Below are 13,152 nucleotides of genomic sequence, written 5' to 3' on the forward strand. Positions count from 1 at the left end.
TTATTTTACCAATAAATGTTGGCGGTGTAAGGCATTGGTAATGAAACGATACCAATGTTCTGAAATTCTTGCTTTATCTCCGGTCCACTCAATGTACCCACGGCTTTCAAAATAACGTAGGGTACCAATCACCTCAGGAATGGTGAGTTGGGTACATTCAGATAGATCTTCAGGGGTCGACATCTCTAGTTGAACAATAGAGCGTAATATAGCAAGCATTGGTTTCGGCATTTTTTCCAATTCATCAGCTTGAGGCGCTTGGAACAAACGCACCACCACTTTTTCGGTTTTTTGATCACGGCGTAAAGAGAGCCTGAAGAAGCGAAGCGCAACGGTTGGATTTCCATCAGCATAATGCCAAAGTATTCGATAGAAACCTCGTTGGGCACGTTCTTCTTCTGATACATCATCTTGATCCCATTGCTTTGGTAAAGAAAGGTCATCAAAGGATACTGGATTATCAACATTTTGGTTTAATCGAGAGTTTAATAGCTCGGAAATTTGTGCTTCAGACCAACGAGGCATAAAAGTGACCAAATCAAACAATAAGCGTTCACCTCTTGCTCTATCGACAAAACGCCAGCTTGATTTCTCTATGGCTAATAAGATTCTATGGTTCTTTTTAGAGCGTCGCATTAAATTGGTAAATTTCATTAATCCAGTAAGACCGCCAACCATAGGTTTGACTAAACGTTGGGCATTATCAACGGCAATAAGATAATTGACTTCACTTTTACGAAGGTAAGCCAGTACTTGTATATCGCTAGCTTGTGCATCTAACCCTATTTGAACCGCAAGTTCTGATACTAAGTCAGAATATCCAGAATTTGGGCAATTCAAGTAAATAGCTTCAGCATTGTTCACACGATATAGTATTTGCTTTACTAGGGTTGTGGTGCCAATACCACGCTCTCCAGAAACGACACACATGGCTGGGCTGTCAGATAAAATGTAGCGGGATAACTCTTTAATTTCTTCCGTCGCATACCCAATTAATGCACTATCTTCTTTGCCCGGTAAAACATAGTTATATATGTCATCACCTTTCAATTTCACTAGATTCGTATTGGTGCACCATTATCACTTTGTTTGGCTACTTCAATTCTGAATAGATAAGCCAGTGCTTGGCTAAAAAAAGCATATTGAGACAAATTGGTGATCACAAATTGTTTTATGTTTCTAGTGATTAACCAGAAAGTCATAATTGCGGTTGCAATTGTCGACAAACCAAAAGAGTTCTTTTTACTTACCGCCCAGGATGCCCAAACTGGCATTTCAAGACTTATATTTGTCTCACTGAAAACATACGGTTTCCATTTTCGTAGTACCAATACAGAAACAAAAATGAACCAAAGAAACAATAAGCTGGATATCCAGTGATAAATCGTCCCTTCACCAATGGTAGTCTCAGCCATTTGTAAAATAACGCCTGCGCCAATGACACTCCAGACGTAATAGCGAATGGTGGATAAACGTATGGCGGTAATATCTTTGGTGGTAGAGCGACTATTTCGATAAGCAAACTCCAGTATAAATTTAACCGCTATTGAGCCACCAAGAATCCACCAGGTAAAGATATCTAGGAATTTAACGTGTTGTAGACTTTGGAGTGTTGATAAAATGTCCAAGGAAACTGTAATCGCAATGAGCCAAGCAATAGGGCGGTTTGCTTTACTGACATACCAAATTAATCGGATCCAAATGGAAGGGGCAGAGGCAGTTTCTAATTTATTTTTCCGAAAATGTCGAATAATATCATTGCTATTTCTTAGCCACCAAGACAATAGTAAGTATATAAGAAATAACTTCACAACCATTGCTATAACTGGAACAGGAGATATTGTTAAGTCTTTAATAAAGGCTTTAAAACTCTGTATTTGATAGTAAACCAAATATTGAGCATTCAACTCAGTTAAGTGCAGTTCGGTCTTAAATTGAGTTACACCATAAGGGCCAAATCCAGTCAGTTTATTATAAATACGAGCTTGAGCTAATTTTAGTAAATCTTGTTTTGATTGGCTATAGCTATGCATCGTCAAATAATATTCTTGAACACTGAACCAAGAGCGCTGGTCACCCAAAGTACGATAGCTTTTTAAAGATTGCTCAAACCCTTTAATGCCTAGATCAATTTGATAAAGGGTGGTGGATAATAGTTCATCCACCTGAGAATGATCAGCTTCAATCATGAAAAGAGGATCGGGTAATTTATTAACCTGTTCGGCTACTCTTTGAGCTGCTGGTGTTACTTTCGGGATTTGGGATTGATTGTTTGGTTCCCATTCTGCCTTTGCAGATAGAGAGACAAATATCAACAGAATAAACATTATTCGAATGGTATGACCCATAAACTTCACTTATAAATGGTTGAATGGACTTATTTTTGTAAACGAGTATACAATACTAAGTTGATTGATAGCAGCTTGAAGTTTTCATTATCACATCCTTTATACTGGGGTGGCACTTAAGACATTGGACTGGTAACCACAAGCAATTAAATCAGTATTAAGATAATCCTTTACTTATTTCATTATGGCTACAAATTTCGATCTCACCCATAAGTTTTTAATTTGAAATATTAAATGGGGCTTAAAAAAGGTAAATTAAGTCTATAGGAAAGAGTTAAATCAACATGCTTGGTATCCATCTACATAAAATGAAATGATAAAAGGACTTAGAATGCATTTTCCTTATCAAAATATTGTAATACTAACTGGTGCGGGCATTTCGGCCGAATCTGGTATTCAAACTTTTCGATCTCAAGATGGATTATGGGAAAACCATAAAATTGAAGATGTCGCGACACCTGAAGGTTATATTGAAAATCCTAAATTAGTTCAAGAATTTTATAATCAACGAAGAGCTAGCTTACATGAACCCGGTCTTGCACCTAACTCTGCACATATTGCCCTAGCTGAGCTTGAGAAAAAGTTAGATGGAAAAGTGACGGTGATTACACAGAATATCGATAATCTACATGAGCGAGCGGGTAGTGAACGGATTATTCATATGCATGGTGAGCTATTAAAAGTACGTTGCCCTGAATCGAATCAAGTTATCGAACATATTGAAGGGCTTTCTGTAGAAGACTTATGCCATTGTTGTCAAATCCCAAATCCTTTACGTCCCCATATCGTTTGGTTTGGAGAAATGCCACTACAAATGGCAGAGATATATTCAATTATTGAACAAGCCGACCTGTTTGTGTCTATTGGCACATCAGGGGTTGTATACCCTGCTGCTGGTTTTGTTCACGATGCCAAAATGCATGGTGCTCATACCATCGAAATTAATTTAGAGCCAAGTGCAGTACAAAGTGAGTTTTTAGAAAAAAGATATGGTAAAGCCAGTATAGAAGTGCCTAAATTGGTTAATGAACTCCTTTCATGAGCATATGGAAGCCTTTGTATAAACTATAAATAAAACCCGCCAGCTTATGAATAAAAGTGGCGGGTTTTATAATTGGTCATGAATAGAATTACATGTTGACCTTTAGCTTTTGAAAGTATTCGTCATAAAGAACATTTGCTTCACCAACATCATCTTGCCACTCACCTGAGTCCAATATTTTCTGTGGTGGGAACACGTTGTCATCGTTAGAAAAATCTTTTGGTAATAATGGATATGCGGTTTTCACTGGTGTAGGGTAGCCAATTTCTACAGCTATTTTAGCTGCGTTTTCTGGGCGCAATAAGAAATCAATCATCTTATAAGCGGCATCCACATTTTTAGCCCCCGAAGGGATCGCTAAGCTATCCATCCAAAATATAGTACCTTTTTCTGGCCAAATAATATGAATAGGAGCGCCTTCTTTACGAGCAGCATAAGCCGAGCCATTCCATAGCATACCCAAAGAGGTTTCACCGGCTAAGTATGGATTAGCTGGAAAGTCTGAATTAAAAACTAATACGTTAGGCATTAATTTTTTTAGTTCTTCATAGGCTTCTTTGATTTGCGTAGGATCTTGTGTATTTCCAGAGTAACCTAATTTAGTTAAGGCAATTTGGAATACCTCTCGAGGGTCGTCCATCATCATTAACTGTCCAACCCATTTAGGATCCCATAAATCATCCCATTTATCGATGCTAGATCTGTCTAACATATCGGTGTTGATACCGATTCCCGTTGCCCCCCAAACATAAGGAATAGAGTAATTATTATTTGGATCAAATGGTTTGTTTAAATAATTTGGATCCAAATCAGCAAAGTGAGATAACTTTGATTTATCTATTTCCCTTAGCATGCCTTCTTTACGCATTTTTGAAATGAAATATGTTGAAGGCACAACAAGATCATAACCTTTACCTTGGGTTTTCAGCTTGGCATACATGGATTCATTGGATTCATAAGTTGAATAAATAACTTTGATTCCCGTTTCTTTTGTAAAATCTTGAAGTACTTCACTTGGAATATACTCAGACCAATTATAGAAATAGAGTTCTTTGTCGTTAGCTTGAACATAACTTGCTGTTAAAGAGGTGGCAAGCGTTGCTCCTACAAGGAACTTAGACCATGTTTTCATTGGTGACTCCCAGTTTGAATGGTGTTATTAGTATCATTTTCAAAATAGTGTGAAGTATAGACAGATAAATCCATTTTTAAACCATTTATCAATTTTATTCCATATAACAAATCAAGATGTTTTATGATTTGTAAGGTGCTCGTCTCTATCTGCTTGATGACGTAATAGCTGACGAAACAAGCTGGAATTTACTTAATTCGGTCTCTAGCGAGTAGCAGTGAAAGAATAACTAGCATCAATGATACAACTAACATTACTGTTGCCAAAGCATTCACCTCTGGTGATATACCCACTTTAACCATAGAGTAAATTTTCAAAGGTAGGATCTCATAACTTGGCCCGGTCACAAATGAGCTAATAATCACATCATCAAGGGATAGGGTAAAGCTGAGTAACCAACCTGCAGCTATGGCAGGTTTTGCTAAAGGAAATATGATTCTTTTAAGAATCGTCCATTCGCTTGCCCCCAAGTCTTTCGCCGCCTCTAACATTTTGACATCAAATCCTTTTAATCGGCTATAAACTGTGACGACGACGAAAGGTAAACAAAATGTAATGTGTGAAATCAATAGGGTAATCAAACCTAACTGAAATCCAACTACCAAAAACAAAGCTAATAGTGAAATAGCCATAACAATATCTGGCGACATCATGACTACAAACAATAAACCATTAACAGCAGGTTTTACTTTAAATTTATAACGAAATAAAGCAACGGCAGTTAAGCTACCGATAACAGTTGCCGCAGTTGAAGATAAAATGGCAATAGTAATCGAATGACCGGCCGCTTGAATAAGGCTGTCATTATTAAATAATGCTGAATACCACTTTGTCGTAAAACCATCCCATTTAATACCAAATTTACTAGCATTAAAGGAGTTCACAATTAAGACAATAATGGGTAAATATAGAAATAAATATACCAAACTCATGAAGCTAGATTTGGCAATGTTCGCACCAATAGGTTTCTTCATTAGTCTAGTTCCGCTTTCTTATTCATAAACTTACCTGCACGATAATAAGCATAAATCATTAATGCCATTACCAATGTAAGTGCAATGCTCGTTGAGGCTCCAAATGGCCAATCCCGAGCATTCAAAACTTGGCTCTTTATTACGTTACCAATTAATAAATTTTTCGCACCACCTAATAAATCAGACACGTAGAACATCCCTAAAGCGGGAAGCAATACTAGTAAACAACCTCCAATAATTCCGGGCATTGTTAAAGGTAAAGTGACCTTTAGTAGCGTTTGAATTTTATTTGCACCAAGATCTCGTGCCGCTTCTATGTATGAGCGATCCAACTTTTCCAAAGCAGAATATAGAGGCAGAATCATGAATGGAAGTAATATGTAAACTAAGCCAATCATCACGGCAGTTTCGCTATACATAATACGAATGGGGTGATCAGTAAGGCCAATTGCCATAAAGCTTTTATTTAATATGCCTTGTGTACCTAAAACAATTTTTAAACCGTATGTCCGAATCAGTGAATTTGTCCAAAAAGGCACAATGATTAAAAACAGCATAATAGGGCGCATTTTAGGTGGCATTTTTGCGACAATATAAGCAAAAGGGTAGCCTATAATTAAACATAAACCCGTTGCAACAATCGCCATATAAAGAGAATGAAGCATAACTTTGGCATACAGGGGGTCGAGTAATCGAGTGTAATTACTTAATGTGAATGTCAACTCAATCAGGTTTGCTTCATCACGGGTGAGAAAACTGGTGACAATGATCATCAAATTTGGAATGAAAACAAACAACATTAACCAAAATACAATTAAGAGTACAATGCTACTTTGCAGGTTGAACTTCTTCATCTCGTTACTCATTAACTGTTGTAGTTATTGTGGCTACGCTATTATCATAAGGCAGTACAACCTCCCAGCTTTCGACCCAAGTGATAGAGACTTTCTGACCAATCGAATGATCCACATCAGGGTCATCTTCATTAAAAAATTCACTGACCATTACTCGCATACCTGATTCTAATTCGACAACGGAATCTAACGTCATGCCTTTATAGGTTCGTTCAGTAACATGACCAACAATGCCAAAATTTTCTGATTCTTTAATTTCTTCAATACGAATATCTTCTGGGCGAAGCATCACATTAAGACGCTGGCCACTTTCAACCGGTTTTTTGTAGTGTACCGTTGATTCTATCCCTTCTATTTCGGCCACAATAGTCTTGCTATCTTGTCGGTGAACGACTTTAGCTTCAAACACGTTAATTTCACCGATAAAACTGGCTACAAATAAATTACTTGGTTCTTCATAAATTTCACGAGGTGAGCCATCTTGTTCAATTACCCCATCACGCATTACAATAATACGATCGGACATGGACAATGCTTCTTCTTGATCATGAGTTACGAATATAAAGGTAATACCAAGTTGGCGCTGCAGTTGTTTCAACTCAAGTTGCATTTGCTTTCTAAGTTTGTAATCCAGCGCAGAAAGTGATTCATCAAGTAACAGTACCTTTGGCTTATTAACAACGGCGCGTGCAATAGCAATACGTTGTTGTTGCCCGCCTGATAATTGATGTGGCTTACGTTGCGCCATGGTATCTAATCGAACCATTTTTAAAACTTCATACACTCTAGTATCAATTTCAGTCTGTGCAACTTTTTGCATTCGTAAACCAAAAGCAACATTTTCAAATACGCTCATATGAGGAAAGAGTGCATAACTTTGAAATACTGTATTGACGTGTCTTTTCTCTGGGGGATGTTTGGTGACGTCATTATTAGCAAGTAGAATACAGCCGGAATCGACAGTTTCAAACCCAGCTATCATTCTTAAGACCGTTGTTTTACCACAGCCAGAAGGGCCAAGAATAGTAAGAAATTCACCATGTTTTACACTTAAATCTAGATGTTCGATGATAGTCTTACCATCGAAGCTTTTGCTTATACCCGTCAATTGAATGACAGTTGAGCCTTGTGATTGTTCAACATCCAATTTCTGTATTTCTCCAAAGTATAGAAAGCGCTGTTACACACAAAAAATTGAGGGCGGATCATAGTCGTCATGAGCCGTAATTCATAGTCATTTTTAACAATAAATAGCAGGCATTGTTTTTAATCAATGGCTCAATTATCCGTTATAAAGAGGATAGATACAAAAAAGAATCCAATATAGAAATTAATATGTTGAAAATAAAAGCATTTTACAAATTTAGACATATTTAAAATACCGTAAACTCGCATCTTTATACTTCATGAGTATAATGTTCCCTCATTACGCAAATTTGACGATGTTTGGAATCCCAATAAATGAATGACAATTTAGAAAAAGAATTTAATGTTGGTGGCAACATTGAATCGGCGTTATCTGGCCAATATGAACTAAAGGCTAACAACATCCTTAAAGAAGCGTGGCAATTGACGATCAAAAACTTTTTGTCATTCTCACCAACAATCGTCTTACTTATCGTTTTACAAATTACTATTTTTGTTGTCGCGTTAAAAATGCAATTAGGCGATCCAAGTGTGATTTTTAAAATATTTGAAGAATCGGCTGAATCAGCACAAGTCCAAAATATTATTGAATCAGTTTTGATCGCGAACTTTAGCTATGAAGTGATTAGCGCGCCATTGTTTGCTGGCGTTTGTTTAATGGCGATGAGCCATGCCACAGGATTCAAAACTCAAATTCGTCATATATTGAAAGGCTTTCAATTTACAATTCCTATCATGTTAATGACTTTAATGGCATTAATGCTTCAAGGTATTGCAGGAATGGTGTTACCTTTCTTATCATTATATCTATCGATGGCATTCAGTAATGCCGTTCTATTAATTTGTGAAAAGCGTATCACTCCAATGCGTTCATTGCTTTTATCACTACGTGGGGTAAATAAAAAAATACTAACTATTACAGCCGTTTATGCATTAGTTTTACTGATGTTTTTTGCCGCTGCTTTGTTTTATGGTATTGGCCTCATTTTCGTTTTACCATTTTACTTTCATATCAAAGGCATTATTTATCGAGATATGTTTGGTATTCGATTAAAAGTAACCCATTCAGGTGGTAACTCACTGAATAGTAAAAAAACTCAGTCTCAGGTATTTGACGCATGATGAAAAAATTTATAATTGTTTCTGTAGTTTTAGCTTGCTGGACATTTTACTATGTGCAAAATCACATGGTAAAAGAACCTCAGCCAGAAAAGAAAGAAATGACACAGAAGGTTGATGCAGTTGATTTAAACACAAAGAAAGAAAAATTCTTTGCGGCATTATGGCCGGGAATGCAAAAAGAAAATAAGCGTGTCGAGTCTGAACGTACACAGCTACTTGAAATGAAAACATTACTTTCAGATAAAGAAACAATAGATGGTAAGCAGCTCAATATTGCTTTACGTTTATCAAATGCTTACAACTATGCATTGCCTGAAAGTGGTGTTGATGACGCTTGGCTAAATGAAATGTTATTACGTGTTGATGTTCTTCCTCCATCATTAGTATTGACTCAAGCTGCAAATGAATCTGCATGGGGGACTTCTCGTTTTGCTAAAGAAGGCAATAATTTCTTTGGACAGTGGTGTTATAGCGAAGGGTGTGGCTTAGTGCCATTACAACGTGTAGAAGGTGCAACTCATGAAGTGGCAAAATTTGATTCGCCTCAAGAGTCCATTCATGCCTATTTTATGAATGTTAATCGCAATGCAGCTTATGAAAAATTGCGTAAAATTCGAGCAAAACTAACTGAAGAAGGTAAGAATTTAAAATCTGAAGATGCAGCAATCGCACTAACCAATGGTTTATTAGGCTACTCTGAACGTGGTCAAGATTATGTTGATGATTTACAGAGCATGATTCAACATAACTCTGATTATTGGGTGACTCAATGATAGGTAGTAAGATCAATTGGTGGCTCTTTGGACTGACTGCATGTTTATTATCAGGGCAAGTTAGTGCGCAACAGTATCGATTTAATTATTCTAAACTTTATACTCAAATGAAAAACAACCTTAAAGAAGGACACCCAGATGTAAAGGTGGCATTTTTCTTTCAAGAACAAGAAACCTCTCGAATTTGCAATATTGATAAAGCTTGGATGGAAAAGGATGAACATTATGAAGAGTTTACTATTCCTGACAGCCAAGAGCTTGTCGTTCCTATTGACAACAATTTACGCCAAGTCGGACCTCTTGTTTATGTTGATACTGAGAAAGGTAAACTCTGCGATTTTTCAATGGTAGTGATGACGAATAAGCCATTACAAGGCCAAGTTACCTATACTCAAATTAAAGCACTTTTACCTCAAATGAGTAAAATGCTTGATGATCTGGGTGGCATGTTTTCAAGTTGGTTTTCACCAGAAGTTATCGGGCTGACCTTAGAATTTAGGTCTATTAGAAATGGTTCAATTACCGTTTCTAATGGGGCATCGATCAATATCGAAAATGGAAAGGGGTTGATCAAGCTGGTTGATTTAAAAGAAGGGGCGGTATTAGATTTCCCTCAAACTACGTTTAGAGTACTACCACTACTTGGAAAATAAACGTAAGAAATAGCCAAGTTAAATCTAAAAATAAAAAGCCAAACTTTTAAACGGCGAATGAGCAAAAAAATTTGGCTTTTTAGTAAAAAATGATGTTATAGATTAGTCACATCTAATTGTAAGTTAGGATCAAACTCCATTGCACCCTCTGAAGGTAGCGGTGTTGGCATCTCTTCTTTGTCAAACCCAATATCACCACCATTAATCACGCCAGAACTACGATCAATTGATTTGAAATCAAACAGGTTATAATCAGCCAAATGGCTTGGCACCACGTTTTGAACCGCTTTGAACATGGTTTCAATACGCCCAGGAAAACGCTTATCCCAGTCGTTGAGCATTTGTTTAATATTTTGACGCTGTAGATTAGGCTGCGATCCACATAGATTACATGGAATGATAGGGTACTCACGCATCGCCGAAAATTTAATTATGTCTTTCTCTCGACAATACGCTAATGGGCGTATAACAACATGCTCACCATTATCTGAAACCAGTTTTGGTGGCATTGCTTTCATTTTTCCACCATGGAACATATTTAAGAATAATGTTTCTAAAATATCATCACGATGATGCCCAAGCGCTATCTTTGTTGCCCCAATTTCTTTTGCAGTACGATACAAAATACCACGGCGTAAACGAGAACATAATGAACATGTTGTTTTACCTTCCGGTATTTTATCCAAAACAATTGAATAGGTATCTTCTTCTACAATTTTGTATTCAACACCTAAAGACTCAAGGTAAGTAGGGAGAATATGTTCAGGAAAACCTGGTTGTTTTTGATCCAAATTTACCGCTATCAATTCAAAATTCACAGGAGCACTCTTTTTCAAGCTCATTAGAATTTCAAGCATAGTAAAGCTATCTTTCCCACCAGATAAACACACCATGATACGATCACCATCTTCAATCATATTGAAATCAGCGATAGCTTGACCAGTATTACGACGAATCCGCTTTTGAAGTTTGTTAAAATTATATTGTTCAGCTTTCTTGTGTGCTTGTTGCTTGGATTCGGTAATGGTGCTTTGATTCACATTCATTGTCTTTAACCTTAACTGATACCAAAATAGCAAATCGTGATAATTGGTATGTTTTAATGCTTACTGCATCAATCATCGTGAAGATGCGGATAAATAAATGCCGTATCATACGGACAAAAAACAAAAGAGCAACACAGTTGGTTGCTCTTTTATACCAAACGATCACTAATTCTTCATCGATTAGTTTGGGTCAAGTGGGCTGATAAAACCGGCTGGCTTCAATGCTAGTACATCACAATTTATTTTATCAATTACATGCTCTGCTGTATTACCAATAAAAACCGCTGAAAGGCCGGTTCTGCCTGTTGTGCCTAAAATCACTAAGCCTGCGTCAAGCTCTTTAGAGGCTTTCGGGATAATATCTTCCGGTAACCCTTCATTGACACGAGTGTGTTCTTCATCGATACCATACTTTTGTCTTAATGCCTTCATTGCCGTTAAATGAAAACCTCTTACTGCATCGGTATATGACGTAGGGTCAAATTCAGGTAATTCGACCGTTACGTTAGCCGGAGTCACTGGATAAGAATTAACTAGAAATAGTTCAGCATTCAGTTGATTTGAAAAATTCAAACCTTGCTTTACCATACTTTCATTCAGTGCTGTGTGAGTCGTATTTTCAGAGCCAACATGTACTGACGCAATAATATTGCCATTTACTGGCCAATCGTGATTTTTAACGAGCAATACAGGGCAAGGGCACTTACGTAATAAATGCCAATCTGTTGGCGTAAAGAATACCGATTCTAATACATCGTGTTTTCGAGTGGCTTTAATCAAAATATCATGCTCACCGGAAAATACTTCTGCGATAATGGCTTCGTATGGTCTATGGTGCCACACGACTTTTATATTTAATTCAATGTCACTTTTTAGATAGGGCTCTGCCACTTCACGCATCCATGCTTCACGCTGATGAATTACACCTTTACGCATCGCATCGCGCTCATCAGAAGAAAGCATTGATGTCATATCGTATGAAAAATCATAAATAGACAAGAAAAAAGTAATTGATGCTGGATCGGGGAGATCTCGAACAATTTGAAAGGCACGAGCCAGTGCCGATTGCTCAACATTATTAACATCTGCAACGACTAAAATATTTTTATATTCGTTCATAGAAACTCCCTACATTTGCGTTAAATCAGAAGATCACTTTATCTATTACTGTAGCTGAATATGAAGAGTATTTTTAGTGACCTAACCAATATTTCAGAAAGAAAAAAGCCGCTATCATCACAATAGCGGCTTTTAATTATTTGAATTAACAGTGATTAGTCGTCTACGACACCGGCAAGTTTCTGTAAAGCATCATGATCGTTAATCGTAATATACTTTCCTTTCACACTCAAAATTTCACTTTTTTGAAAACGACCAAGCAAACGGCTAATGGTTTCAACTGTAAGGCCTAAGTAATTACCGATATCCCCACGAGTCATCGTTAAACGAAACTCTCTGGGTGAAAACCCTCGCTGAGAAAAGCGCGTAGAAAGACTGAATAAAAATGCGGCTAAACGTTCCTCGGCATTCTTTTTAGAAAGGAGTAGAATCATGTTTTGGTCGCCTTTTATTTCATTGCTCATCAAACGCATGATTTGCTGACGAAGTTTTGGCATTTTCCCAGAAAGCTCATCCAAGGTTTCATAAGGAATCTCACAAACCATTGAGGTCTCTAAAGCTTGGGCAAAACTAGGGTGTGAACTGTTATTTATAGCATCGAAACCAATTAAATCACCAGCAAGATGGAAAGCGGTAATTTGTTCATCGCCTTGCTCTGTGATGGTGTAGCTTTTTATTGTTCCAGAACGAATAGCATACAAAGATTTAAGTTCATCACCAGCCTTAAATATTTCTTGTCCTTTCTGAATAGGTTTTTTACGTTCAATTATTTCATCAAGTTGATCCAATTCAGAATCATTCAATGTAAAAGGAATGCATAATTGACTTATGCTACAGTCTTGGCAATGGATAGCACATCCGCCAGACTGGGCACGTTTTATTTTCGCATTATCTGAAATCATAAATTACCGATGAGTTATAATTGATATACATCAATATTTTA

11 protein-coding genes and 1 pseudogene are annotated in these 13,152 nt (G+C 37.0%); 4 read left to right on the forward strand and 8 right to left on the reverse strand.

What is annotated here, in order from left to right:
- Positions 1 to 2,348, reverse strand: a pseudogene (locus VCASEI_RS06665) (AAA family ATPase).
- A gap of 331 nt (positions 2,349 to 2,679) precedes the next feature.
- Between VCASEI_RS06665 and cobB the strand changes: the two are divergent.
- Complete coding sequence (gene cobB / locus VCASEI_RS06670; protein ID WP_086958394.1) at positions 2,680 to 3,390, forward strand: Sir2 family NAD+-dependent deacetylase; 711 nt, start codon at positions 2,680 to 2,682, stop codon at positions 3,388 to 3,390.
- 88 nt (positions 3,391 to 3,478) lie between these two features.
- On the opposite strand, the gene VCASEI_RS06675 is transcribed toward cobB, so the two are convergent.
- The 4 genes from VCASEI_RS06675 to potA all read right to left on the reverse strand — a co-directional run bounded on the left by VCASEI_RS06675 (position 3,479) and on the right by potA (position 7,497).
- Positions 3,479 to 4,522, reverse strand: coding sequence for an extracellular solute-binding protein (locus VCASEI_RS06675; RefSeq protein WP_089110937.1), 1,044 nt, complete (start codon positions 4,520 to 4,522; stop codon positions 3,479 to 3,481).
- A gap of 188 nt (positions 4,523 to 4,710) precedes the next feature.
- The gene (gene potC, locus VCASEI_RS06680; RefSeq protein ID WP_374700981.1) at positions 4,711 to 5,496 is read right to left on the reverse strand and encodes a spermidine/putrescine ABC transporter permease PotC; all 786 of its coding nucleotides are present in this window, start codon (positions 5,494 to 5,496) and stop codon (positions 4,711 to 4,713) included.
- Positions 5,496 to 6,350, reverse strand: a complete 855-nt coding sequence (potB, locus tag VCASEI_RS06685; protein ID WP_089110938.1) for a spermidine/putrescine ABC transporter permease PotB — start codon at positions 6,348 to 6,350, stop codon at positions 5,496 to 5,498. The genes potC and potB overlap by 1 nt, the downstream gene beginning before the upstream one ends.
- Before the next feature lie 4 nt (positions 6,351 to 6,354).
- Positions 6,355 to 7,497: a spermidine/putrescine ABC transporter ATP-binding protein PotA gene (potA, locus tag VCASEI_RS06690; RefSeq protein ID WP_089110939.1), complete on the reverse strand. Its 1,143-nt coding sequence runs from the start codon at positions 7,495 to 7,497 to the stop codon at positions 6,355 to 6,357.
- 314 nt (positions 7,498 to 7,811) lie between these two features.
- On the opposite strand from potA, the gene VCASEI_RS06695 reads away from it, so the two are divergent.
- From VCASEI_RS06695 to VCASEI_RS06705, 3 genes are read left to right on the forward strand one after another with little or no spacing between them, the layout of a single operon-like run.
- Positions 7,812 to 8,618: a DUF2189 domain-containing protein gene (locus tag VCASEI_RS06695; RefSeq protein WP_089110940.1), complete on the forward strand. Its 807-nt coding sequence runs from the start codon at positions 7,812 to 7,814 to the stop codon at positions 8,616 to 8,618.
- Positions 8,618 to 9,391, forward strand: a complete 774-nt coding sequence (locus tag VCASEI_RS06700) for a glucosaminidase domain-containing protein (RefSeq protein WP_394347156.1) — start codon at positions 8,618 to 8,620, stop codon at positions 9,389 to 9,391. Before VCASEI_RS06695 ends, VCASEI_RS06700 begins: the two co-directional genes overlap by 1 nt.
- A complete protein-coding gene (locus VCASEI_RS06705; protein WP_089110942.1) occupies positions 9,388 to 10,044 on the forward strand; it encodes a DUF2987 domain-containing protein in 657 nt (218 codons plus the stop codon). Before VCASEI_RS06700 ends, VCASEI_RS06705 begins: the two co-directional genes overlap by 4 nt.
- 95 nt (positions 10,045 to 10,139) lie before the next feature.
- Here the strand turns inward: VCASEI_RS06705 and ttcA are convergent, their stop codons facing one another.
- The 3 genes from ttcA to VCASEI_RS06720 form a co-directional block, all read right to left on the reverse strand.
- On the reverse strand, positions 10,140 to 11,090 hold the full coding sequence (gene ttcA / locus VCASEI_RS06710) for a tRNA 2-thiocytidine(32) synthetase TtcA (RefSeq protein ID WP_086958406.1): 951 nt from the start codon (positions 11,088 to 11,090) through the stop codon (positions 10,140 to 10,142).
- Positions 11,091 to 11,270: 180 nt separating this feature from the next.
- A complete protein-coding gene (gene uspE, locus VCASEI_RS06715; RefSeq protein WP_086958408.1) occupies positions 11,271 to 12,209 on the reverse strand; it encodes a universal stress protein UspE in 939 nt (312 codons plus the stop codon).
- A 155-nt stretch (positions 12,210 to 12,364) separates the two neighbouring features.
- Positions 12,365 to 13,111: an FNR family transcription factor gene (locus VCASEI_RS06720; protein ID WP_086958410.1), complete on the reverse strand. Its 747-nt coding sequence runs from the start codon at positions 13,109 to 13,111 to the stop codon at positions 12,365 to 12,367.
- Positions 13,112 to 13,152 lie beyond the last annotated feature (41 nt).

It is taken from the genome of Vibrio casei, assembly GCF_002218025.2.
Taxonomy (GTDB): Bacteria; Pseudomonadota; Gammaproteobacteria; order Enterobacterales; family Vibrionaceae; genus Vibrio; species Vibrio casei.